Origin of the sequence: Vibrio chagasii (genome assembly GCF_024347355.1) — a bacterium.
Classification (GTDB): domain Bacteria; phylum Pseudomonadota; class Gammaproteobacteria; order Enterobacterales; family Vibrionaceae; genus Vibrio; species Vibrio chagasii.
On the sequence record NZ_AP025465.1, the window covers coordinates 926,043 to 948,736 of the forward strand.

At 46.1% G+C, this 22,694-nt stretch carries 23 protein-coding genes; 22 read left to right on the forward strand and 1 reads right to left on the reverse strand.

The window, feature by feature from the left end; genetic code table 11:
• Positions 1-16 precede the first annotated feature (16 nt).
• From flhA to OCV52_RS04355, 22 genes are all read left to right on the forward strand, one after another.
• Entirely contained in the window at positions 17-2,116 is a 2,100-nt protein-coding gene (gene flhA / locus OCV52_RS04250) for a flagellar biosynthesis protein FlhA (protein WP_137407294.1), read from the forward strand.
• A 27-nt stretch (positions 2,117-2,143) separates the two neighbouring features.
• Complete coding sequence (flhF, locus tag OCV52_RS04255) at positions 2,144-3,655, forward strand: flagellar biosynthesis protein FlhF (RefSeq protein ID WP_137407295.1); 1,512 nt, start codon at positions 2,144-2,146, stop codon at positions 3,653-3,655.
• A gap of 13 nt (positions 3,656-3,668) precedes the next feature.
• Positions 3,669-4,556, forward strand: coding sequence for a MinD/ParA family protein (locus tag OCV52_RS04260; protein WP_008218303.1), 888 nt, complete (start codon positions 3,669-3,671; stop codon positions 4,554-4,556).
• The gene (locus OCV52_RS04265) at positions 4,549-5,283 is read left to right on the forward strand and encodes an RNA polymerase sigma factor FliA (protein ID WP_004739861.1); all 735 of its coding nucleotides are present in this window, start codon (positions 4,549-4,551) and stop codon (positions 5,281-5,283) included. The genes OCV52_RS04260 and OCV52_RS04265 overlap by 8 nt, the downstream gene beginning before the upstream one ends.
• Before the next feature lie 43 nt (positions 5,284-5,326).
• Complete coding sequence (gene cheY / locus OCV52_RS04270) at positions 5,327-5,695, forward strand: chemotaxis response regulator CheY (protein ID WP_008218307.1); 369 nt, start codon at positions 5,327-5,329, stop codon at positions 5,693-5,695.
• 111 nt (positions 5,696-5,806) lie between these two features.
• On the forward strand, positions 5,807-6,538 hold the full coding sequence (locus OCV52_RS04275) for a protein phosphatase CheZ (RefSeq protein ID WP_137407296.1): 732 nt from the start codon (positions 5,807-5,809) through the stop codon (positions 6,536-6,538).
• 9 nt (positions 6,539-6,547) lie between these two features.
• Complete coding sequence (locus OCV52_RS04280; RefSeq protein WP_137407297.1) at positions 6,548-8,728, forward strand: chemotaxis protein CheA; 2,181 nt, start codon at positions 6,548-6,550, stop codon at positions 8,726-8,728.
• A gap of 13 nt (positions 8,729-8,741) precedes the next feature.
• Positions 8,742-9,860 (forward strand): protein-glutamate methylesterase/protein-glutamine glutaminase, encoded by a 1,119-nt coding sequence (locus OCV52_RS04285; protein WP_150897802.1) that lies wholly within the window; start codon positions 8,742-8,744, stop codon positions 9,858-9,860.
• A 10-nt stretch (positions 9,861-9,870) separates the two neighbouring features.
• Positions 9,871-10,653 carry a ParA family protein gene (locus OCV52_RS04290; protein WP_116870191.1) on the forward strand — a complete coding sequence of 261 codons (783 nt, stop codon included), beginning with the start codon at positions 9,871-9,873 and terminating at the stop codon, positions 10,651-10,653.
• Positions 10,640-11,707, forward strand: coding sequence for a chemotaxis protein CheW (locus OCV52_RS04295; protein WP_137407299.1), 1,068 nt, complete (start codon positions 10,640-10,642; stop codon positions 11,705-11,707). The genes OCV52_RS04290 and OCV52_RS04295 overlap by 14 nt, the downstream gene beginning before the upstream one ends.
• A gap of 70 nt (positions 11,708-11,777) precedes the next feature.
• Positions 11,778-12,272, forward strand: a complete 495-nt coding sequence (locus OCV52_RS04300; protein WP_004739873.1) for a chemotaxis protein CheW — start codon at positions 11,778-11,780, stop codon at positions 12,270-12,272.
• Positions 12,272-12,784: a DUF2802 domain-containing protein gene (locus tag OCV52_RS04305; RefSeq protein ID WP_137407300.1), complete on the forward strand. Its 513-nt coding sequence runs from the start codon at positions 12,272-12,274 to the stop codon at positions 12,782-12,784. The genes OCV52_RS04300 and OCV52_RS04305 overlap by 1 nt, the downstream gene beginning before the upstream one ends.
• A gap of 276 nt (positions 12,785-13,060) precedes the next feature.
• Positions 13,061-13,678 (forward strand): cytochrome c biogenesis heme-transporting ATPase CcmA, encoded by a 618-nt coding sequence (gene ccmA / locus OCV52_RS04310; protein ID WP_004739877.1) that lies wholly within the window; start codon positions 13,061-13,063, stop codon positions 13,676-13,678.
• A 1-nt stretch (position 13,679) separates the two neighbouring features.
• Positions 13,680-14,348 carry a heme exporter protein CcmB gene (ccmB, locus tag OCV52_RS04315; protein ID WP_063523604.1) on the forward strand — a complete coding sequence of 223 codons (669 nt, stop codon included), beginning with the start codon at positions 13,680-13,682 and terminating at the stop codon, positions 14,346-14,348.
• 147 nt (positions 14,349-14,495) lie between these two features.
• On the forward strand, positions 14,496-15,236 hold the full coding sequence (locus tag OCV52_RS04320; RefSeq protein ID WP_137407301.1) for a heme ABC transporter permease: 741 nt from the start codon (positions 14,496-14,498) through the stop codon (positions 15,234-15,236).
• A gap of 14 nt (positions 15,237-15,250) precedes the next feature.
• The gene (gene ccmD, locus OCV52_RS04325) at positions 15,251-15,457 is read left to right on the forward strand and encodes a heme exporter protein CcmD (protein ID WP_105024522.1); all 207 of its coding nucleotides are present in this window, start codon (positions 15,251-15,253) and stop codon (positions 15,455-15,457) included.
• The gene (gene ccmE / locus OCV52_RS04330) at positions 15,454-15,936 is read left to right on the forward strand and encodes a cytochrome c maturation protein CcmE (protein ID WP_137407302.1); all 483 of its coding nucleotides are present in this window, start codon (positions 15,454-15,456) and stop codon (positions 15,934-15,936) included. Before ccmD ends, ccmE begins: the two co-directional genes overlap by 4 nt.
• Positions 15,933-17,903: a heme lyase CcmF/NrfE family subunit gene (locus OCV52_RS04335; protein WP_137407303.1), complete on the forward strand. Its 1,971-nt coding sequence runs from the start codon at positions 15,933-15,935 to the stop codon at positions 17,901-17,903. The genes ccmE and OCV52_RS04335 overlap by 4 nt, the downstream gene beginning before the upstream one ends.
• A 5-nt stretch (positions 17,904-17,908) precedes the next feature.
• On the forward strand, positions 17,909-18,460 hold the full coding sequence (locus tag OCV52_RS04340; protein WP_008218327.1) for a DsbE family thiol:disulfide interchange protein: 552 nt from the start codon (positions 17,909-17,911) through the stop codon (positions 18,458-18,460).
• Complete coding sequence (locus OCV52_RS04345; protein WP_137407304.1) at positions 18,457-18,948, forward strand: cytochrome c-type biogenesis protein; 492 nt, start codon at positions 18,457-18,459, stop codon at positions 18,946-18,948. Before OCV52_RS04340 ends, OCV52_RS04345 begins: the two co-directional genes overlap by 4 nt.
• Complete coding sequence (ccmI, locus tag OCV52_RS04350; RefSeq protein WP_137407305.1) at positions 18,948-20,168, forward strand: c-type cytochrome biogenesis protein CcmI; 1,221 nt, start codon at positions 18,948-18,950, stop codon at positions 20,166-20,168. Before OCV52_RS04345 ends, ccmI begins: the two co-directional genes overlap by 1 nt.
• A 116-nt stretch (positions 20,169-20,284) precedes the next feature.
• Positions 20,285-21,064, forward strand: a complete 780-nt coding sequence (locus OCV52_RS04355; protein ID WP_137407306.1) for an MlaA family lipoprotein — start codon at positions 20,285-20,287, stop codon at positions 21,062-21,064.
• Positions 21,065-21,154: 90 nt separating this feature from the next.
• Here the strand turns inward: OCV52_RS04355 and OCV52_RS04360 are convergent, their stop codons facing one another.
• Entirely contained in the window at positions 21,155-22,462 is a 1,308-nt protein-coding gene (locus OCV52_RS04360) for an outer membrane protein transport protein (protein WP_102425174.1), read from the reverse strand.
• Between the last annotated feature and the right edge of the window lie 232 nt (positions 22,463-22,694).

The window sequence follows — 22,694 nt, forward strand, 5'->3', positions numbered from 1 at the left end:
GAAACTATCTAGATTTATGAAATTCTCCCTGCCTTTTGCGGACAAGCTACCAAAAATCCCTAACCGTGCCATGCCTGCAATTGGTGCGCCTGTTATGGTACTTGCCACGCTGGCGATGGTGGTGTTGCCGATTCCTGCGTTCTTGCTGGATATGTTCTTCACCTTCAACATCGCACTCGCTATGGTTGTGTTACTGGTATCGGTTTACACTCGAAGACCTTTAGATTTCGCCGCTTTCCCGACCGTTCTTCTTATTGCGACTCTGCTTCGATTGGCTTTGAACGTTGCATCTACTCGTGTAGTTCTACTGCACGGTCACGAAGGTGGCGATGCTGCGGGTAACGTGATTGAAGCCTTCGGTAACGTAGTTATCGGTGGTAACTACGCGGTTGGTTTAGTGGTGTTCTTGATCTTAATGATCATCAACTTCATGGTTGTTACCAAAGGTGCAGGCCGTATCTCGGAAGTAAGTGCGCGTTTTACCTTGGATGCGTTACCGGGTAAACAGATGGCAATCGATGCCGATTTGAATGCGGGTTTGATCGACCAAGATCAGGCTCGTCTGCGACGTTTTGAAGTAACCAAAGAGGCCGATTTCTACGGCTCGATGGATGGTGCTTCGAAGTTCGTTAAAGGTGATGCGATAGCGGGTATTTTGATCCTGTTCATCAACATCATTGGTGGCTTGAGCATCGGTATGGCGCAGTTTGGTTTGGGTTTCGGTGAGGCTATCGAAATCTACACGCTACTGACTATCGGTGATGGTCTGGTTGCACAAATTCCATCTTTATTACTGTCGATCGCTGCTGCGATGATGGTAACGCGTCAAAATACCGATGAAGACATGGGCCAGCAGCTCATCTTCCAGATGTTCGACAATCCAAAAGCCTTGATGATCACTGCGGCGATTCTCGGCGTGATGGGTATTGTCCCTGGCATGCCACACTTCGCGTTTTTGAGCTTAGCTGCGGTTGCTGGTGGTGCGGCTTATTACATCGATAAGAAACAGAAGAAGAAGACTTTGGAGCCGAGCCTTCCTGCGGCTGTTGAGGCCAGTGGCGAGACCGGTTCACAAAAAGAGCTCTCTTGGGATGACGTTCAACCTGTTGATATTATTGGCCTTGAAGTAGGCTATCGCTTGATTCCTTTGGTAGACAGAGACCAAGGCGGAGAATTACTCGAGCGCGTTAAAGGTGTACGTAAGAAGTTGTCTCAAGATTTCGGCTTCTTGATCCCTGCAGTACACATTCGTGACAACCTAGAACTGACACCAAACAGCTACCGAATCACCTTGATGGGCGTTGCGGTGGGTGAGGCTGAGATAAAGCCGGATATGGAGCTCGCGATTAACCCGGGTCAAGTGTACGGGATGATCGACGGTGAGCCGACTATCGATCCAGCATTTGGTCTTGAAGCGGTGTGGATTCGTGAGGAGCAACGTGAACATGCTCAGGCTCTCGGTTACACCGTAGTTGATTCGTCGACCGTGTTAGCAACCCACCTCAGCCAGCTGCTTACTAACAATGCGTCGCAGCTTATTGGTCATGAAGAGGTTCAGAACCTACTTGAGATGCTTAGCCGCTCAACTCCTAAGTTGGTTGAAGGTTTTGTACCGGATCAACTGCAGCTTGGTGTGGTAGTGAAAGTGCTACAAAATCTGCTTAATGAAGCCATCCCAATCCGTGATATCCGAACCATAGTCCAAACTTTGTCGGAGTACTCGAGCAAGAGTCAAGAACCTGACATATTAACGGCGGCAGTTCGTATCTCATTGAAACGACTAATTGTTCAGGAAATCAATGGGATAGAGCCAGAGTTACCTGTAATAACCCTAATCCCTGAGCTGGAACAAATCTTGCATCAAACCATGCAGGCATCCGGCGGAGAATCTGCTGGTATTGAACCTGGTTTAGCGGAACGTTTACAGACCTCTCTTAGCCAAGCGACTCAAGAGCAAGAGCTGAAAGGGGAGCCTGCAGTGCTACTGACTTCAGGCGTATTACGTTCGACTCTAGCTAAGTTCGTGAAGAACACGATCCCAAGCTTGAGAGTGCTGTCTTACCAAGAAATACCGGATGAAAAGCAGATACGTATAGTACAAGCTGTTGGTAATTAAGCCGCCTAATTAGAACGGACAATCGAATTGAAAATTAAACGATTTTTTGCAAAAGACATGCGGACTGCTCTGCTCCAAGTGAAAGAAGAACTTGGTTCAGACGCTGTGATCATGTCTAACAAAAAGGTCGCAGGTGGCGTGGAAATTGTTGCCGCTATTGATGGCGAATCTAGCCCGTCAACAGCGAGCCCAAGACTCAACAAACCTCAGCAGCCTGTGCATAGCCAATACACGCAAATGGCCGCTCCTTCAGCTCCGGCTGGACGCCGCGAATTAGATGATGACAAGGTAAGCCTTCAGTCAAGTTCTGAAGGTGGACGCTCAATGACGAAGCGCTTTGCAAACATGCTTAAGCAATACAGTCATGGTACGGACGATGAACCTCAGCACCGCGCTGAAAACGAAGACTCTCTGTCTGCATTACTCAATCGCCAATCTAGCAATAGCCACTTGTCGAACAACAGCCATCCATCGAGCGGTAGTTTAGATTCAGCATTTGCTCGCGAAACCGGTCTTTCTAAATTGATTGCTGAAGATCGCCGAGTTGAGCGCCCTTCGCCTCGCTTGGATCCGACTCGCTATGATCGCGGTCGTGACAGTGGTCAATCCAAAGGCTCTGATACTGAAATGGAAACGATGCGCGAAGAGATGACCTCAATTCGCCGTCTGTTAGAGCATCAAGTGTCAGGACTGATGTGGCAAGAAGTTGAGCGTCGCGAACCGCTAAGAGCCATGCTTATCAAGCGTCTTGAACGTATGGGCGTGTCAGCAGAGCTTGCTGATCAGATGGCTTGTTACATTCCAGAAGATACCAAACCAGCTCGTGCATGGAAGGCGTTGTTAGCCTTGGTTGCTGACCAGATCTCCGTGACACAGAAAGATATTTTAAAACGCGGCGGAATTGTTGCTCTACTTGGCCCAACCGGCGTGGGTAAAACGACGACGGTTGCAAAGCTTGCGGCTCGCGCTGCCATGGAATATGGAGCAGACAACGTAGCACTAGTGACAACGGATACATATCGTATAGGTGCACATGAGCAGTTATCGATTTATGGTCGAATTATGGGGTGTCCTGTAAGAGTTGCTAAAGATTCTAGCGAACTGGCCGATGTAATATATCAGTTACGTAATCGTCGCCTGATTCTGGTCGATACTGCAGGTATGGGACAACGAGATGTTCGCCTATCTGAACAGTTAGACACATTGATGCAAGAGAGTGGTTCCGTTATCAATAGCTACCTTGTTTTGCCGGCTACAGCGCAACGCAAAGTACTACAAGAAACAATTGAACACTTTAGAAGAATCCCGTTGTCGGGATGCATCATGACTAAATTGGATGAATCCCTCAGTCTTGGTGAATTCATCAGTGTCGTAATACAAAATGCATTACCAGTTGCTTACATAGCAAATGGTCAACGAGTTCCTGAAGATATCGTTATAGCTCAACCAAAGTACATGATTGCTAAGGCAAATGAGCTATTAGAGAAATCTACAGAGAATGAACCTCATTACTGGAATAGCGATTCTGAAGGGCTCTAGGCGGCGGATAAATATGAATGAAAATATGATACACGATCAAGCTAGCGGCCTCCGTCGCTTAACCAAGCCTTCAATCACCAAAGTTATTGCGGTAACGGGCGGTAAAGGCGGCGTTGGTAAATCTAATGTGACGTTAGGTATGGCTATTTGTATGGCGCGCCAAGGTAAAAAAGTCATGGTGCTTGATGCCGACTTAGGCCTTGCGAATGTCGATATCATGCTGGGTATTCGCTCTAAGCGAAACCTTGGACATGTGTTAGCGGGTGAGTGTGAACTCAAAGATGCGATTGTGGAAGGTCCGCACGGAATTAAAATTATTCCAGCGACTTCAGGCACTCAGAGCATGACAGAGCTATCGCACGCACAACACGCTGGTTTGATTCGCGCATTTGGTACACTCGAAGACGAGATGGACATCTTGCTAGTAGATACCGCAGCTGGTATCTCGGACATGGTGATCAGTTTCTCAAGAGCGGCACAAGATGTGGTGGTTGTGGTATGCGATGAACCTACCTCAATCACAGATGCATATGCGTTGATTAAGCTTTTGAGCAGAGAGCACCAAGTTCAGCGATTTAAAGTTGTCGCAAATATGGTCAGAAGCTACCGTGAAGGCCGAGAATTATTTGCAAAATTGACTTTGGTCACAGAGCGCTTCTTGAATGTGAGCCTCGAACTCGTAGCATGTATTCCTTTAGATGATAAAGTACGTCAATCAGTCAAGAGACAGAAAATCGTAGTCGACGCGTTTCCTCGCTCTCCAGCTGCATTGGCAATCAGCTCATTGGCAAACAAAGCATTGACCTGGCCAATACCAAAAACACCAAGTGGACACTTGGAGTTCTTTGTTGAAAGGCTGCTGAACCGTACTGAATTTGTAGAGGAACCATTTGGTGAATAAAGCGCTTACCTACGACCAACACGCTAATCACAATAGCCAACAGGCTTTTTTTGAGAAGTACTCTGTGTTGGTTAAACGTATCGCTCATCACTTGTTGGGGCGATTACCGCCTAATGTATTGGTTGATGACTTGATTCAAGCTGGCATGATTGGCTTGATTGAAGCGCAACAAAACTATGATGGTACCAAAGGCGCAAGCTTTGAGACGTATGCCGGTATTCGAATCCGTGGTGCAATGTTGGATGACATTCGCCGAGGAGATTGGGTGCCGAGATCGGTTCATAAAAACAATCGAGAAATCAGCAGTGCAATTGCGGAATTAGAAAGCACTCTCAACCGCGACCCAAGCGATGCCGAAGTGGCAAAGCATATGGGACTCAGTTTAGAGCAGTATCATAGTGCTTTAACTGATATTAATTGCTCAAGACTGGTCGGGATCGAAGATTTAGGCGTCTCAGATGATGTAATATCTCCGAATGAAGACTCTCAAGATAACGCGCCTTTTCAAGGGGTTGCTGATGAGTCATTCCGCCAAGCTTTGATCGATTCGATAAAACAGCTTCCGGAAAGAGAAGGCTTAGTGCTTTCGCTTTATTACGACGAAGAACTCAATTTAAAAGAGATTGGGGAAGTATTAGGTGTAAGCGAGTCTCGTGTCAGCCAAATATTGAGCCAATCTATGCAGCGTTTACGCACTAAATTAAGTGCTTGGACACAGAACGACTAACAACACTGATTTTTATTCAGTGGAGGCTAATTTGAACAAAAACATGAAAATTCTCATTGTTGATGATTTTTCAACGATGCGCCGAATTGTTAAAAACCTACTTCGCGACCTAGGTTTCAACAACACACAAGAAGCAGACGATGGCTTGACCGCGTTACCTATGCTGAAAAAAGGCGAATTTGATTTCGTGGTAACTGACTGGAACATGCCGGGCATGCAAGGTATCGACCTGCTAAAACACATTCGTGCAGACGCTGAACTTAAGCACCTTCCAGTGCTAATGATCACAGCAGAAGCGAAGCGTGAGCAGATCATCGAAGCTGCGCAAGCGGGTGTTAATGGTTACATTGTGAAGCCTTTCACTGCCGCAACTCTTAAAGAGAAACTAGATAAGATTTTTGAGCGCTTATAAGCATTAAAAATAACCTGTTTTAGGCGCTTCTAGAGAGACATTAACTTTTTAGTTTCCGTTTCTCTCAAACGTTGAAGCGTCACAAATATGCGGAGTAAGGCCGAATTCAGGATGATTTCATTAGAACAAGCAAAAAAATTAGTAGAGTTGCTTGAAAACGATAAGCAGCAAGATGCTGATTCTCTTGTTAGAAGCATTTATGAAGACAACTTTAATCTTCAAGACAATCCAATGCTTCAAGAAATAGGTAGTCTGACTCGCGACCTCCATGACTCTTTGACACAATTCAACTTTGACGAGCGCATTAGCGTTATCGCAAATGATGAAATCCCTGATGCAAGGGATCGCCTTCAGTATGTCATTGATAAAACGGAAGTTGCGGCAAATAAAACGATGGACGCTGTCGATCGCTGTATGCCAATCGCAGACAACCTACACGAGTGTTTACTTCAAGTAAGGCCTCAATGGAATGAACTGATGCATGGCCGCATTGAGCTGGCACAATTTAAAGCTTTATGTCACTGCATTGATGGATTGCTTGTCCAAGTAGAGGGCGATAGTACCGAACTACGTGGGCAACTGACTGAAATCTTGATGGCTCAGGATTTCCAAGATTTAACTGGGCAGATTATTAGCAAAGTTATTACCTTGGTGAATGAGGTTGAAGGGCGCTTAGTCGAGATTCTCACCGTATTTGGTGCGAATCAGGTTGAGCCAACTCCAACATCAGAGAAGAAAGCATCGATTGCTCCAGAAGGGCCAATCATGAATCCAGAAGAGCGCGAAGACGCTGTTGCTTCTCAGGATGAAGTCGACGATTTGTTATCCAGTCTTGGATTTTAAAGGTAACGTATGAGCTACGATTTAGACGAAGATATTCTTCAGGACTTTTTAGTCGAAGCAGGAGAGATCCTTGAGCTTCTATCAGAGCAGCTGGTAGAACTTGAGAATAACCCTGACGACAAAGACCTATTAAATGCTATTTTCCGTGGTTTCCATACAGTAAAAGGTGGTGCTGGTTTCCTAGCATTAACTGAGCTGGTGGATACTTGTCATGGTGCCGAGAATGTGTTTGACATTCTACGCAACGGCCAACGCAGCGTAACATCAGGCTTGATGGATACCATGCTGCAGGCTCTAGACACTGTTAATACACAGTTCCAAGCCGTGCAAGATCAGGAACCTTTAGTGCCAGCAGATCAAGCATTATTGGATGAGCTTCACCGTCTCTGTAAGCCAGAGTCAGCGGATGAAGTCGCACCAGTAGAAGCGCCTGCACCTGTTATCCCTGAGCCTATCGCTGTTGAGCCTGAACCGGTTGTCGAAAGTCCGAGCATCAGCGCCTCTTCAGTAGACGATATCTCTGAAGATGAATTTGAGCGTCTGCTTGATGAACTTCATGGTAAAGGTGGTTCACCAACGTCATCTGCGGCTCCAACACCACCGCCAGCACCAGCTGCACCACAACCTGTGGTTGATAGTGGTGATATCACTGACGACGAATTCGAAAAGTTATTGGACGAACTGCATGGTGCGGGTAACAGCCCGACAAGTGCGGGTTCGACGCCTCCTCCACCGCCAGCTCCTCCTGTTGCTCCAGTTTCGGCGATGTCTGAAGGCGATGACCTGATGACAGACGAAGAGTTTGAGAAGTTACTTGACCAATTACATGGTTCAGGCAATGGTCCATCAGTTGAAGAACTCGATGCCGCGACTAAGCCTGCTGAAAGTAAGCCCGTTGCACCTCAAGCTGCGCCTAAGCCGCAACCCGCAGCGCCAGTTGCTGTAAAAGCTGAACCTGCACCAAGTGCACCGGCAAAAGCGGAAGTGAAAGCGCCGGCTAAGAAGCAGCAAGCGGAAGCAACCGTTCGTGTTGATACTTCTACGCTGGATACCATTATGAACATGGTTGGCGAATTGGTATTGGTTCGTAACCGACTCGTTAGCCTTGGCTTGAACAGTAACGACGAAGAAATGTCGAAAGCTGTCTCTAACTTAGATGTTGTTACTGCAGACCTACAAGGTGCGGTAATGAAGACTCGTATGCAGCCGATCAAGAAAGTATTTGGTCGCTTCCCTCGAGTTGTCCGCGACCTTGCACGTAGCCTGAAAAAAGACATCGTTCTTGAGATGCGTGGTGAAGAAACGGATCTAGACAAAAACTTAGTAGAAGCACTTGCTGATCCACTGATTCACTTGGTTAGAAACTCAGTTGACCACGGTATTGAAATGCCTGAAGACCGAGTGATGGCGGGTAAATCAAGAACCGGTAAAGTGGTTCTGTCTGCCTCTCAAGAGGGTGATCACATTGAGCTGGCTATCGTTGATGACGGTGGCGGTATGGACCCCGATAAGCTTCGTGCTATTGCGGTTAAACGTGGTCTGATGGATGAAGATGCTGCTTCTCGTTTATCAAACAAAGAGTGTTTCAACCTAATTTTCGCGCCAGGCTTCTCAAGTAAAGAGCAGATCTCTGATATCTCTGGTCGTGGTGTAGGTATGGACGTTGTGAAAACGGCGATCAACACACTGAATGGCTCAATTGATATCGATTCTGAGATGGGACAAGGCACCAAGATTACGATCAAGGTTCCACTGACACTAGCGATTCTACCTACCTTGATGGTTGGTGTTTCTGGTCACCCATTTGCGCTGCCTTTGGCTTCGGTTAACGAGATCTTCCACTTAGATCTAAGCCGTACCAACGTGGTTGATGGTCAGTTGACGATCATCGTTCGCGATAAATCGATTCCACTGTTCTACTTGCAAAACTGGCTTGCACCGAAAGCCGGTGATGTTGAGCTACGTAAAGGGCATGGTCATGTGGTTATCGTACAACTTGGCAGCCAACGTGTTGGCTTTGTTGTTGATACGCTTATCGGTCAAGAAGAAGTGGTGATTAAGCCGCTGGATAAATTGTTGCAAGGTACGCCAGGCATGGCAGGCGCAACAATTACGAGTGATGGTCACATTGCATTGATTTTAGATGTGCCGGACTTGTTGAAGCAGTACGCAGCTGCGTCAAGAATTTAATTTAAGGATAAATATGGCGATTAAAGTATTAGTCGTTGATGATTCGAGCTTTTTTCGTCGTCGAGTAAGCGAGATCATCAATTCAGAGGCTCGCCTAGAAGTCATCGATGTTGCGGTAAATGGTAAAGAAGCGTTAGAGAAAGCGAAGCAGCTAAGACCTGACGTGATTACCATGGACATCGAAATGCCTGTCATGGACGGTATCACAGCCGTTCGTGAAATTATGGCGGCGTCTCCAACGCCTATTTTGATGTTTTCATCGCTAACGCATGACGGTGCTAAAGCGACATTAGATGCTCTAGATGCGGGTGCTTTAGACTTCCTACCTAAGAAGTTCGAAGACATTGCACGTAACCGCGATGATGCCGTTGCGTTACTTCAACAGCGTGTGATTCAGATTGCGGCTAAACGTGCTTTCATGCGCCGTGCACCAATTGCACCGAGGGCGACAGCAACGACTTCAACATCCACGTCATTGCGTCAACCGGTTTCTAATGCTACTCCAGCCGCTAGACCTGCGGTCGCATCCGCTGCGAAATTCAGAGCTTCGGGTAAGAAGTATCAGCTAACGGCAATTGGTACGTCGACTGGTGGTCCGGTTGCGCTGCAGAAGATTTTAACGCGTATCCCTGCGAACTACCCGCACCCTATTGTGCTAGTTCAACATATGCCTGCGACTTTCACAGCGGCTTTTGCTAGCCGCTTGAATACCTTGTGTAAGATCGAAGTTCGCGAAGCTCAAGACGGAGACGTGTTGAAGCCTGGCGTTGCTTATCTTGCTCCAGGCGGCAAGCAGATGATGGTTGATGGTCGTGCTGGATCGGCTCGCCTAAGAATCATCGATGGCGGCGATCGCATGAACTACAAACCTTGTGTGGATGTGACTTTCGGCTCTGCTGCGAAGATCTACGGCGACAAAGTGTTGTCTATGATACTGACAGGCATGGGTGCCGATGGTCGAGAAGGTTCACGCATGTTGAAAACCGCAGGCTCGACAGTCTGGGCACAAGATGAAGATAGCTGTGTTGTATATGGTATGCCTCAAGCTGTAGCAAAAGCTGGCATTTCTACTGAAGACCTACCTCTGGACCGCATCGCGGAACGGATCTTGGTTGAAGTTGGGTTAGCTTAGGTAAATCGAGATGATTGTTTGGAGTGTTGCAAACCAAAAAGGTGGTGTTGGTAAAACAACCACGACAGTGACCATGGCAGGCCTGCTTGCTTTAAAAGGGCACCGCGTGTTGTTGGTGGATACTGACCCACATGCATCACTGACCACCTATCTGGGTTACGACTCAGATACGGTGGAGTCGAGCTTGTTCGATCTGTTTCAGCTTCGTGAGTTTTCTGCGCAGACGGTAAGACCGCTGACGTTGCAAACCGAAGTTGAAGGCATCGATATCATCCCAGCACACATGTCATTAGCAACACTTGACCGTGTGATGGGAAATCGAAGCGGCATGGGGTTGATCTTGAAGCGTGCTTTGGCGGCGTTGAAAGAAGATTACGACTACGTGTTGATCGACTGTCCGCCAATTCTTGGTGTGATGATGGTGAATGCATTGGCAGCGAGTGACCGTATTTTGATTCCGGTACAGACTGAGTTTCTGGCGATGAAGGGGCTAGAGCGTATGATTCGTACGCTAACCATCATGCAGAAATCTCGCAAAACACCGTTTAAGGTGACGATTGTCCCTACCATGTACGACAAACGAACCAAGGCATCACTGCAAACACTTACGCAGCTGAAAGAGGACTACCCAAACCAAGTTTGGACCTCAGCGGTACCGATTGATACCAAGTTTAGAGACGCAAGCTTAAAGCGCTTGCCTGCCTCTCACTTTGCATCGGGAAGCCGTGGTGTATTTGCTTATAAACAGCTGCTTATTTATCTCGAAAGGTTGGCGATAAATGAGCGAGAATAAAGATTCAACAATAGCGCGACCAGGCCTATCAAGTGAACAAGCACTGGATGACTATTTTACTGCGCTATTAGGTGATGAAAGCTTTGAAACTGATGAATTTTTAGTTGATGAGTCACAATCTGAAGAGCCAGAGCCAGAGCCAGAGCCAGAGCGTCAATTAGCGAGTCATCACTCAAGCTACGCAGAAATACGCGCAGCTGAGTTTGAAGTACCTAACCTAGAGGACGTTCAGAAGCTACTGAGCCGATTAGAGGCAACCAATGTTGTTGAGGACCTGAATCTTGACGAACTGATGGACCAGAATACGCAGAAAATCGCTCAGCAAGCAGACATGCAAATGTTTGATGCTGCGGTTGAGTCGGTTCAAGTCTCGCTAGAGCCAGAGATTCAAGACTGGAATCTTCCGGAACCAGATTTATCGATAGCGGCAGAACCTCAAGTGGAACTGCAGCCAATCGAAGAACCAACAATAGAAGCTGAGCTTCTAGTCGTTGAGCAGCAAGTCTCTGAAATCGAAGCCGATGCTCCTGACATTGAGTCCGCGACTGAGCCTGAAACACAAGCGGGCGGTGCAGGGCAGTTTACTTCTAGGGAAAGTACGGCTCGAACAGAAGACTTCCAAGTTTTGTATTTCGATGTCAATGGCGTGACCTTCGCGGTACCGCTAGATGAACTGGGTGGTATCCATCGCCTCGAAGAGGTCAATCACATTATTGGCAAACCATCTTGGTACTTAGGGTTACAAACCAGCCGAGATAGCCAGTTAGATGTGGTCGACACCGCAAAATGGGTGATGGCCGAGAAGTTAGCCAGTGACGAATACAAAGAAAACTATCAATATATAGTTATGCTTGGACAAAGCTTGTGGGGGCTTGCGAGCACTGAGCTTAAAGGCACCGAGCTGCTGAATACTGACAAAGTACGTTGGCGAGAAATGGCAGGAAAACGCCCATGGCTCGCTGGTATGGTAAAAGAAAAAATGTGTGCTTTGATCCATGTCGAAGCATTAATCGCCATGCTAAATGCAGGGCTAGATGTAAAAGCATTGAGCTAGTACCAAGACTGGTACAACAAAAGCATCAAGTTAATAATAGTGGTCGGTAACGACGGCAAGAGGATTATCTATGTCTCAAATGAGTGAAGTTGAAGTAAGAAAAGATCAAACGAATGACGAAGTACTTCAATGGGTAACATTCCAGCTAGAAGAAGAAACTTACGGCATCAATGTAATGCAAGTTCGTGAAGTACTGCGTTACAGCGAGATTGCTCCGGTACCAGGTGCTCCTGACTACGTTCTAGGTATTATTAACCTACGTGGTAACGTTGTTACTGTTATCGACACTCGCTCTCGCTTTGGTTTGATGCAAGGTGAAATCACGGATAACACTCGTATTATCGTTATTGAATCTGAGCGTCAAGTTATTGGCATCTTGGTTGATAGTGTTGCTGAAGTGGTTTACCTACGTTCTTCTGAAATCGATACAACACCAAGTGTTGGTACTGATGAAAGCGCGAAGTTCATCCAGGGCGTAAGCAACCGCGATGGCAAGCTGCTTATCTTAGTAGATCTGAACAAACTACTAAGCGAAGACGAATGGGATGAGATGGCTCACCTATAATGTTTGAAGCGCTTCCTTTAAGCCCTGCTGCACTGATTGCTGGAGTCGGGGTTTTTACGTTATTCATTGTGATTTTGATTAGCAAAGTAAAAAGTGCGATTCAAAAGCAATTGGATCAGTCACGCCTGCAAGTCCGAAATTTGGACAAAGAGCTACAAAAGTCGAGTAAGCAATTGCTAGAAGTTCGCTCTGTTGTGGTTGGCCTTGGCCAGAAAGTGACTGAACAACAAGATCTAATCGAACACCTGAATGAACGTATTGTCGAACTGGAGCATGCGGATACCGATGGACGTTTGTACACTCGTGCAACGAAAATGGTTCAGCTTGGCGCTGGGATTAACGAGTTAATTGAAGAATGTGAATTACCTAAAGCTGAAGCTGAGCTTATGATGTCTCTGCAGAATAAGCTTGCCGGTAAAGAGAAAATTCCTTCATTAAGAAGCGACCCTTCCTCGTTTGATGGGCATCCCACCGCCTCTCGTGATCGCAGGGATCCACCTCGACGCCGTTAAATTGAGCGCTACTCGTGATAAACAAATTCTGTTTGTTACACATTCCTCTAAAAAGAAGCTTCGGCTTCTTTTTTTATGCCTGAGTAACTGTTTATAGAACGATATTTATAAGTGCTTGTTAGTATTGCAATATCTCATTTTTGGTCAAAATGTGTAAATTGTGATGCAGTAGTAACAGTTTCTTACCGACTTTGTTCTACTGAAAACGCCTAGTCCTGTTTTGTCACCATATTGGTGTGCTACTATACCCCTCTCATTACTCGACTAAATTTACCTATGCTAGAAGTCTCAAATTTAACTGCTATTCGTGACGAAAGGGTTCTGTTTGAATCGTTGTCTTTTCAATTGAAGCCAGGAGAACTGGTTCAAGTTGAAGGTCGAAACGGTACAGGAAAAACGACACTCCTTAGGATTATCACTGGTTTAGGTGATCGTGACGAAGGCACTATCTCTTGGGATGGCGAGCCAATCGAATCAAGTCGAGATGTGTATCATCAAAATCTGCTTTTTCTTGGCCATCAAACTGGCGTAAAACGTGAGCTTAGCGCTTATGAGAACCTCAGTTTCTACCAGTCAATTCATTGTGGCGAAACGAACAAGGAAGAGCTTTACCAAGCGCTTGCTCAGGTAGGGCTTGCCGGACGAGAAGATGTGCCTGCGGGTCAATTGTCTGCTGGTCAACAACGTCGCGTTGCTTTAGCTCGCCTTTGGTTAAGTAAGCAGATGTTGTGGATTCTCGATGAGCCGTTGACTGCGATTGATAAGCAGGGCGTTAAGGTTCTAGAATCGCTTTTTTCTCAGCATGCGGATAACGGTGGGATTGTGTTACTCACTACTCACCAAGATATGTTTGCTGATAGCCCGAAACTAAGAAAAATAAAGTTGGGTGAGTAATATGATCTCTTCAATGACCACGATTATCCGACGTGAGCTGCTTATCGCTTTTCGACGCCAAGCGGATATCTTTAACCCGCTATGGTTCTTCATTATTGTGATTACACTTTTTCCTTTGAGTATTGGCCCAGAGCCAAATTTACTTGCACGTATTGCTCCGGGTATTGTTTGGGTTGCCGCGTTGCTCTCTGCATTGCTTTCTCTTGAGCGTCTTTTCCGTGATGATTTTCAAGATGGCGCACTTGAACAAATGATGCTGATGCCCATCCCGTTGCAGTTAGTAATATTGTCCAAGGTCATAGCACACTGGTTATTGACCGGGTTACCATTAATTTTAATTAGCCCATTGTTGGCTGTCTTGTTGTCATTAGATTTTGACACTTGGCTATCTGTCGTAATGACTCTGCTTGTTGGAACACCTGCCTTGAGCTTTATTGGGGCGATTGGTGTTGCATTGACGGTTGGGTTGCAAAAGGGCGGGGTGTTACTGAGCCTGCTAATTTTACCGCTGTACATCCCTATTTTGATTTTCGCGACCTCAGCGATTGACGCTGCGGCGTTGGGCGTTGCATACAATGGTCAATTAGCGATTCTCGGCGCAATGTTGATGGGTGCGATGACGCTAACTCCTTTTGCGATCAGTGCCGCACTTCGTGTGAGTGTGAACTGATAACGGTACCAGTATCGTATAGCTATAGATAACCAAAGTGTTCGATGAGACTCATAGAGTCAGCAAAACAGATAGCAGAACAAAGATATTATTATAATTATAGCTTTAGTAGCTGTAAGCAATATGAAGTAAGAGTGAGATTACAACATGTGGAAATGGCTCCATCCCTATGCCAAAGCAGAAACGTCATACCAGCTTGCTGGTAAACTTCTGCCGTGGTTCTCAATCCTAGCGCTATTGTGTCTATCCGTCGGTACGGTGTGGGGCCTTGCGTTTGCCCCTTCTGATTATCAACAGGGTGATAGTTTCCGAATTATCTACATTCACGTTCCTTCTGCCATTTGGTCGATGGGCGTATACATGTCGATGGCGATCGCAGCGTTCATTGGATTGGTATGGCAGGTAAGACTGTCTGACATGGCGGCGTTGGCGATGGCACCGATTGGAGCGGTATTTACCTTTATCGCACTACTGACTGGTGCCGTTTGGGGTAAGCCAATGTGGGGAGCTTGGTGGGTTTGGGATGCACGCCTAACCTCAGAGCTGATTCTTCTATTCTTATATCTAGGTGTAATTGCACTGCACCACGCGTTTGATGACCAAAAAACAGCAGCAAAAGCGGCGGGTATTTTGGCTATCGTCGGCGTGATTAACCTCCCTATTATTCACTTCTCGGTAGAGTGGTGGAACACACTTCATCAGGGCGCAACGATCACCAAGTTCGCAAAACCTTCGATTTCAAGTGACATGCTATGGCCGCTTCTTCTCAACATCTTCGGTTTCGCTTTTTTCTTTGGCGCTTTGACCATGATTCGTTTCCGCAACGAAATCATCAGCAAAGAAAGTCATCGTCCATGGGTTCGCGAGCTTGCGGCTGATAAAGCGTAGTAGGGTAGGTATTTATGTATTTTGAATCTTTGAGTGATTTCTTTGCCATGGGCGGTTACGCGTCATACGTATGGAGTGCATTTGGAATCACATTTCTCTTGATGATTATCTTACTGGTGGTAAGCGTTCGTCGTGGTAAGCAATTACTAACTGAAGTACAAGCTAAGGTTGATCGCCAAGCTCGTATCGATGCAGCAAAAAATATGGAGAACACTCTATGAACCCAAGACGCAAAAAGAGGCTGGGCATTGTCCTAGCGATCTTTTTTGGTATCAGTGCAACTATTGGATTGATTGTCTATGCACTAAACCAGAACATGGATCTGTTCTACACGCCAACTGAACTTGTGAACGGCAAAGATGGTAAGAAACCTGAAGTTGGTCAGCGCCTACGCATTGGTGGCATGGTTGTCGTTGGTTCTGTGAACCGTGATAACGAATCATTGCGAGTTAGCTTCGATTTAGCTGATGTTGGCCCCAAAGTAACAATTTTATACGATGGTATCCTTCCTGATCTTTTCCGTGAAGGCCAAGGTATTGTTGCCCAAGGTGTCTTAAAAGACGCAACGACAATTGAAGCGTTTGAGGTGTTGGCGAAGCACGATGAAGAATACATGCCTTCTGAAGTTGCGGAAGCAATGAAGAAAACACATGAGCCTTTGCAATACACGACTGAACAAAAAGAAGGAAAAGCTCAATGATAGCCGAGATCGGCCATTTTGCGATGATCCTGTCCTTGGGACTTGCATTGCTGCTAAGCGTGCTCCCATTGTATGGAGCCGCTCGAAACAACACATTACTGATGAACAGCGCACGACCTTTGTCGTGGGGCATGTTCGGATTCTTAGCGATTTCGTTTTTTATTTTGTGTTACGCATTTTACACAAATGATTTTACGATTCAGTACGTTGCAAGTAACTCAAATAGCCAACTACCTTGGTACTACCGAATTACGGCTGTTTGGGGTGCACACGAAGGTTCATTGTTGCTTTGGGTACTTATCCAAGCAGGTTGGACGGTAGCAGTAGCGACATTCAGCCGTGGTATGCCTCAAGAGTCTGTGGCTCGCGTATTGGCTATCATGGGTTTGATCAGTGTCGGCTTCTTGCTGTTCATTATCGTAACGTCTAACCCATTCCTACGTACACTGCCTTTCTTCCCTGTTGATGGTCGAGACTTGAACCCACTGCTGCAAGATCCGGGTTTGATCATTCACCCACCGATGCTTTACATGGGCTATGTAGGTTTCTCTGTTGCATTCTCTTTCGCGATTGCTTCTCTAATGAGTGGTCGTCTTGATACGGCATGGGCTCGTTGGTCTCGTCCTTGGACAATTGCAGCTTGGCTATTCCTAACGGTGGGTATCGCACTAGGTTCATGGTGGGCATACTACGAACTTGGCTGGGGTGGCTGGTGGTTCTGGGATCCAGTAGAAAACGCTTCATTCATGCCTTGGTTGGCTGGTACTGCACTGATGCACTCACTAGCGGTAACCGAAAAGCGTGGCACATTTAAAGCTTGGACAGTATTGCTGGCTATCTCTGCGTTCTCATTAAGCTTGTTGGGCACTTTCTTAGTTCGTTCGGGCATTCTGGTCTCGGTTCACGCGTTCGCGTCTGATCCGGCTCGTGGTATGTTCATCCTAGGTTTCCTAGTTTTTGTTATTGGTGGCTCACTATTACTGTTCGCAGTGAAAGGTGCATCAGTTCGTGTTCGTGGTAACTTCGATCTAGTCTCTCGTGAAAATGCGCTACTTGGTAACAACGTTCTTCTGATTGCAGCGCTAGTTGTTGTATTAGTAGGTACATTATTACCACTGGTTCACAAACAGTTAGGTCTGGGCTCGGTATCTATCGGTGCACCATTCTTCGACATGTTGTTCTTCTGGTTAATGATCCCGTTCTCGTTCCTATTGGGTATCGGTCCTCTTATCCGTTGGAAGCGTGACAATTTATCTAGGCTTGTTAAGCCAATGATTATTTCAGGCGTATTCTCGTTAGGCTTGAGTGCGCTAATGGTGACTCTTCTAGCTGACCGCTTCAGTGGTACTGCGTTTGCTGGCTGGGTAATGGCATTCTGGATCATCTTCATGCACGGTTTTGAACTGCATGAGCGTGCGACTCACCGTCATAGCTTTATGAAAGGTCTAACCAAGCTGCCTCGTAGCCACTGGGCGATGGTGTGTGGTCACATCGGTTTAGCCGTAACTGTAATTGGTATCGCAATGGTACAGAACTACAGTATTGAACGTGATGTTCGTCTGGCACCTGGCGAGAGCTACCAGCTTGAAGAGTACGACTTCCTATTCACAGGTGTTCGTGACAAAGATGGTCCAAACTACGATGGTTACATTGCTGATTTTGAAATCACAAAAGAAGGCAAGTACATCAATACGCTTCACGCAGAAAAACGCTTCTACACGACGGCTAAGTCTATGATGACCGAAGCGGCGATTGACCGTGGTGTAACGCGCGACCTTTACATCGCAATGGGTGAGCGTCTAGACGACAACAAATCTTGGGCTGTACGTATTTACTACAAACCATTTGTACGTTGGATCTGGGCCGGTTCTTTGATCATGTCTCTTGGTGGCGCTATCGCTATCAGTGACCGTCGTTACCGTTTCCGTAAGCCAACCAAAAAGTCGGCTCAAGAGCAGGAGGCTTAACTCGAATGAACAAAAAGATTTTATTCATTCCATTGATTGCGTTCATGGTTCTAGCGGGAATCTTTGCAACGCAATTGGTGCGTAACCAGTCGGGCGATGACCCGACTAAACTTGAATCGGTATTGATCGGTAAGCCAGTACCTGAGTTTGATCTCGAAGACTTAGAGCAACCTGGCAAGTTACATGACCAAGCGATCTTTAAAGGTGAGCCGCTGCTTCTTAACGTGTGGGCGACTTGGTGTCCTACTTGTTATGCAGAGCACTCCTACCTGAACAAGCTGGCTGACAAGGGCGTTAAGATTATTGGTCTTAACTACAAAGATGATCGCAACAAAGCGGTTGGTTGGTTAAAAGAGCTAGGTAACCCGTATCTAATCAGTCTTTTTGATGGCAACGGCATGTTAGGTCTAGACCTTGGTGTGTATGGTGCTCCAGAAACTTTCCTAATCGACGCTAACGGTGTCGTTCGCTATCGCCATGTGGGCGATGTAAATCCAACGAACTGGGCATCAACGCTTGAGCCGATGTACAACGACCTGTTGGAGGAAGCGAAATGATTAAGAAGGCACTGATTACTTTATTTGCTACGTTTGCGATTTCAGCGACTGTGTCTGCAGCGGCTATCGAGTTTCATGAATTCGATAACGTTGACCAAGAACAGCAGTTTAAAGAGCTGAGCAACACGCTGCGTTGTCCTAAATGTCAGAACAACACAATTGGTGACTCGAATGCTGAATTAGCGGTCGACTTGCGCCAAAAAGTGTACGAGATGACAAAAGAAGGTAAGTCGAAGCAAGACATCATTGATTACATGATTGCCCGTTACGGTAACTTCGTGACTTACAATCCGCCACTAACACTTGCGACGTCGATCCTATGGATCGGTCCATTTGCAGTGGTTGTGTTTGGATTTGGCTTGATCATTGTACGAAGCAGAAAGTCAAAATCACAAGCGGCAACAGAGTCAGATAAAGACTGGGATGCAGACAAAGAAGCACGTTTAAAAGCGTTACTCGATGAAGAGAACGACGGAGATAAACAGTAATGACTCTATTTTGGGTTTCGACCATTATTCTTTCGCTAGCAGCAATCTTGATGATTGTTCTGCCTTTTATTAATAAAAAGGCAAACAACGATGATGTGCTTCGCGATGAATTGAACAAAGCATTCTACAAAGACCGTCTTGATGAGTTAGAAGTAGAAGCAGAAGAAGGTCTTGTTGATAACCAACAGGAGCTGATCGCTGATTTGAAACAATCTCTGCTTGACGATGTCCCTGCTAAGCAAGAGATGAAAAAGACTCATATCTCAACGCTTGGCGTGGTTGTTCCGTCAATCATTTTGGTTGTTGCAGTTACTTACGGTATGTACTTTAAGTTTGGTGCGTTAGACAAGGTTCAACATTGGCAAGAAGTCAGCAATAACCTTCCTGAGCTATCTAAAAAGCTAATGTCATCAGAAGGCGGTACGCTAACTGATGATGAACTTGAAGATTTGACACTAGCACTACGTACTCGCTTGCATTACCAACCAAAAGATTCAACGGGTTGGTTGCTACTGGGTCGTATTGCGCTAGCTAACCGTGATGTACAAACCGCGATTGATGCGATGGAGCGTGCTTATAAGTTAGAGCCTAAAGACGAAGACGTTCAACTTGGCTTTGCGCAAGCACTGATGTTGTCTCCAGATGAGGCAGAGCAAAACCAAGCTCGCTTGCTTCTAAGTCGTTTGGTTCAAAACGATTACGTTGATCTTCGTGTGTTCTCGCTACTCGCATTCGATGCATTTGAGCGTCAAGATTACCCTGGTGCGGTTAAGTTCTGGAGCATCATGCAACAAATGATTGGTCCACAAGACAGCCGTTATGAAATGCTTTCTCGCAGCATCGAAAGCGCTCAGAAGAAAATGGGCGACGTGATGGGTGTTGACCAAGGCAAAAGTGTGGCAGTAACACTTAAACTATCCGCAGAGGTGGATGCGGACCCTAAGTCAGTGCTCGTTGTCTCTGTGCACCGAGCGGATGGCTCACGTATGCCCATTGCTGCGGCACGTTATCCGCTGGGTTCATTCCCTCGTACAGTTGTACTTGATGACGGTAATAGCATGATCCAAGGTCAAAAATTGTCTAGTCTTGATACTTTGATGGTGAGAGCGAGGCTTGATTCTGATGGTAATGTCTCAACCCGAGGTGGTGATTGGTATGGTGAAAGTAAAGTGGTGGAATTGGGTACGCCAGTAACAATTAACATCAACAAGCAATATTAATTGGCATTTTGCATAGGGGGTAGCTATTCCGATTTTTATATAAACGGTATAGACTTACGCCAACAATTGAGGCTAGCGATTGCTGGCCTTTTTATTATTCCTTATGGAAAGGTGATATGTCTGTCAGTGTTTTAAGACTCTCGAGTTTACTCTTTATCGCAAGCCTTACGGTGGGCTGCTCTAGTGCGCCAGATGAAAGCAATAATAACCTTGAAACCTCTGAATACGTCGAAGAGTCCCACCCGAATGATCCTTTTGAAGGTTTCAACCGAGCGATGTGGACGGTCAATTATGACTACTTAGATCCTTATTTGGTTCGGCCTGTGTCTGTCGCTTATGTTGATTACACACCTGCCCCCATTCGCACAGGAATCTCCAATTTTCTCGCCAATTTAGACGAACCAGCCAGTATGGTGAATAACTTACTTATGGGTAATGGCAGAAAAGCAGTTGACCATTTTAATCGTTTTTGGATTAACTCGACGTTTGGTTTGTTAGGTTTGATTGACATTGCTAGCGAAGCCGGGATCACCAAATATGATGATAAATCTTTCTCTGATGCAATTGGTCATTACGGTGTAGGAAATGGGCCGTATTTTATGGTGCCAGGTTACGGTCCTGTCACGACTCGTGAAGTGACGAGTCAGGTGGACAGCCTCTATGTGCCTCTGTCTTTGTTGAACGTTTGGGCCGGTCTGGGCAAGTGGGCCTTTGAAGGGATGGAAACACGTGCTCAGTTAGTATCTCAAGAAGCCTTGTTAGATGACTCTCCAGATCCATACGCGCTAACACGTGATGTCTACATCCAACGTCGTGATTTTAAAGCTGAGATTGAACCAGAAGAGGTGGATCTTGAAGAAGAAGATTTCATCGATGGTTATCTAGAAGACTACTAGAAACTCGATTTAGGAAACCGATAAAAGAAAGGCTCGATGTTGAAAACAACATCGAGCCTTTTTAATGCTTTCTACTTTTAGATCAGTAGATTAGAAGCGGTAGTTAGCTTGTACACCAACTAGCCAGATGCTACCAGTCACTTCACCTTCGAAGTTACCACCAAATGGTGCAGAAGCTGCGTCATCTTCAACCATTTTTGCGTCTTTCGCTAGGATGTAAGTGAAGCCAGCATCTAAAGTTAGTTGCTCAGACCACTGGTAGCCAGCACCAATACTTAGCCAAGTACGGTCTGTTTCTGGAATCGTTGCTGTGCGGTGTTCTTCGCTTACCGCTGAAGTGTCGTATGCGATACCAGAACGTAGGGCAAGCTTAGGTGTCATTTGGTAAGTTGTACCGATAGCAAAGCGGTAGTTGTCTTTCCAGTTTTCTTCTTTGATATCTTGAGTACGTTTTGAGCCAAACTCAGGAATATCTGCCACAAGCTCTTTGAAGCTGCTCCAATTTGTCCAGTTAACGCTCGCGTGAACCGCTACTTTGTTGGTAAGTTGGTGGAAACTTGCCAGTTCTGCTGTAGCTGGTAAAGCTAGTTCCATCGAGCCACTATATTTTGGTTTTATAGCACCTAATCCAGCGCTTTCAGCTGCAGCCTTATCGAAAGCAGCGCCATTTGCGTGGCCTTCAAGGGTTAGATCTACTTCTGATTTGTAGGTAAAACCAAGGCGGTTATTTTCGTTGATTTGCCAAGCTGTACCTACTTGCCAACCCCACGCAGTATCATCACCTTCCATATATTTCAGAGCAGTACCTGGTTGCAGTGGAGCTAAAGAGTTCGCAGTAGATACCGCACCAAAGCTACCTTCAGCCATGATGTAACGAATACCACCACCAATAGATACGCTTTCAAGTACTTGGTAAGCGGCGTTAAGGTTTAGCTCCATGGTTTTAACGCTTGCTTCGTTGCCGTGGTTTGCGCCACCGAAGTCTGTACCTAGGTCAGTTTCCATGCCGTAGTTCGTGCCAGCCGCAAAACCTAACGCGAATTTGTCGTTGTACTTATGAGAAACATAAAAGTTTGGAATTACTGCACTGTGGGCGAAGTCACTAGAGTTTGAGCTCGTTGTACCACGAGGTGTTGTAGAGGTGCCGTCAATGTCAATGTTTGGATCTACATAGATAGCACCAACTGAAACTTGAGTGCCTTCTAGGTAAGTTAGCATAGCAGGGTTACGCCATTGTGCGTCTGCACCGTCAGCCATTGCTGCTTCACCAGCGTAAGCTCGGCCCAGGCCTGTTGCTGAGTATTCTGCTAGTTGAAAGCCCGCTGCTTGAGTCACCGTAGAAGTTGAAAGTAGTCCAACTGCCACTGCAGTAGATAGAAGAGTCTTATTCATTTTCATTATTATGTTCGCTGAATTATAAGTATTTAGTGTCATGATTCTACTTTTAGAGTTATTACTTTAAAAATGAAATTCGAGTAAAACAGTGTTTTAGCGATTAAATGATAAAATATGACTGATTATTAGCTTAATAGTCTGAATGTTTCGAGTGTGTTATCGGATTTGAGCGTACACTTGTAGCTAGATATGACCTGTGTAGGCTACAGCTGTAAGCTTAAATCGATGTTGGTCA

What these genes read in the sequence shown, in the direction of transcription:
- OCV52_RS04260 (WP_008218303.1), top strand. Translation starts at nt 3,669, where the DNA reads ATGAATGAAAATATGATACACGATCAAGCTAGCGGCCTCCGTCGCTTA.
- ccmE (WP_137407302.1), top strand. Translation starts at nt 15,454, where the DNA reads ATGAACCCAAGACGCAAAAAGAGGCTGGGCATTGTCCTAGCGATCTTT.
- ccmA (WP_004739877.1), top strand. Translation starts at nt 13,061, where the DNA reads ATGCTAGAAGTCTCAAATTTAACTGCTATTCGTGACGAAAGGGTTCTG.
- OCV52_RS04320 (WP_137407301.1), top strand. Translation starts at nt 14,496, where the DNA reads ATGTGGAAATGGCTCCATCCCTATGCCAAAGCAGAAACGTCATACCAG.
- OCV52_RS04360 (WP_102425174.1), bottom strand. Translation starts at nt 22,462, where the DNA reads ATGAAAATGAATAAGACTCTTCTATCTACTGCAGTGGCAGTTGGACTA.
- flhA (WP_137407294.1), top strand. Translation starts at nt 17, where the DNA reads ATGAAATTCTCCCTGCCTTTTGCGGACAAGCTACCAAAAATCCCTAAC.
- OCV52_RS04290 (WP_116870191.1), top strand. Translation starts at nt 9,871, where the DNA reads ATGATTGTTTGGAGTGTTGCAAACCAAAAAGGTGGTGTTGGTAAAACA.
- ccmB (WP_063523604.1), top strand. Translation starts at nt 13,680, where the DNA reads ATGATCTCTTCAATGACCACGATTATCCGACGTGAGCTGCTTATCGCT.
- OCV52_RS04335 (WP_137407303.1), top strand. Translation starts at nt 15,933, where the DNA reads ATGATAGCCGAGATCGGCCATTTTGCGATGATCCTGTCCTTGGGACTT.
- OCV52_RS04285 (WP_150897802.1), top strand. Translation starts at nt 8,742, where the DNA reads ATGGCGATTAAAGTATTAGTCGTTGATGATTCGAGCTTTTTTCGTCGT.
- ccmD (WP_105024522.1), top strand. Translation starts at nt 15,251, where the DNA reads ATGTATTTTGAATCTTTGAGTGATTTCTTTGCCATGGGCGGTTACGCG.
- OCV52_RS04295 (WP_137407299.1), top strand. Translation starts at nt 10,640, where the DNA reads ATGAGCGAGAATAAAGATTCAACAATAGCGCGACCAGGCCTATCAAGT.
- OCV52_RS04305 (WP_137407300.1), top strand. Translation starts at nt 12,272, where the DNA reads ATGTTTGAAGCGCTTCCTTTAAGCCCTGCTGCACTGATTGCTGGAGTC.
- cheY (WP_008218307.1), top strand. Translation starts at nt 5,327, where the DNA reads ATGAAAATTCTCATTGTTGATGATTTTTCAACGATGCGCCGAATTGTT.
- OCV52_RS04275 (WP_137407296.1), top strand. Translation starts at nt 5,807, where the DNA reads ATGATTTCATTAGAACAAGCAAAAAAATTAGTAGAGTTGCTTGAAAAC.
- OCV52_RS04340 (WP_008218327.1), top strand. Translation starts at nt 17,909, where the DNA reads ATGAACAAAAAGATTTTATTCATTCCATTGATTGCGTTCATGGTTCTA.
- ccmI (WP_137407305.1), top strand. Translation starts at nt 18,948, where the DNA reads ATGACTCTATTTTGGGTTTCGACCATTATTCTTTCGCTAGCAGCAATC.
- OCV52_RS04280 (WP_137407297.1), top strand. Translation starts at nt 6,548, where the DNA reads ATGAGCTACGATTTAGACGAAGATATTCTTCAGGACTTTTTAGTCGAA.
- OCV52_RS04355 (WP_137407306.1), top strand. Translation starts at nt 20,285, where the DNA reads ATGTCTGTCAGTGTTTTAAGACTCTCGAGTTTACTCTTTATCGCAAGC.
- OCV52_RS04345 (WP_137407304.1), top strand. Translation starts at nt 18,457, where the DNA reads ATGATTAAGAAGGCACTGATTACTTTATTTGCTACGTTTGCGATTTCA.
- OCV52_RS04300 (WP_004739873.1), top strand. Translation starts at nt 11,778, where the DNA reads ATGTCTCAAATGAGTGAAGTTGAAGTAAGAAAAGATCAAACGAATGAC.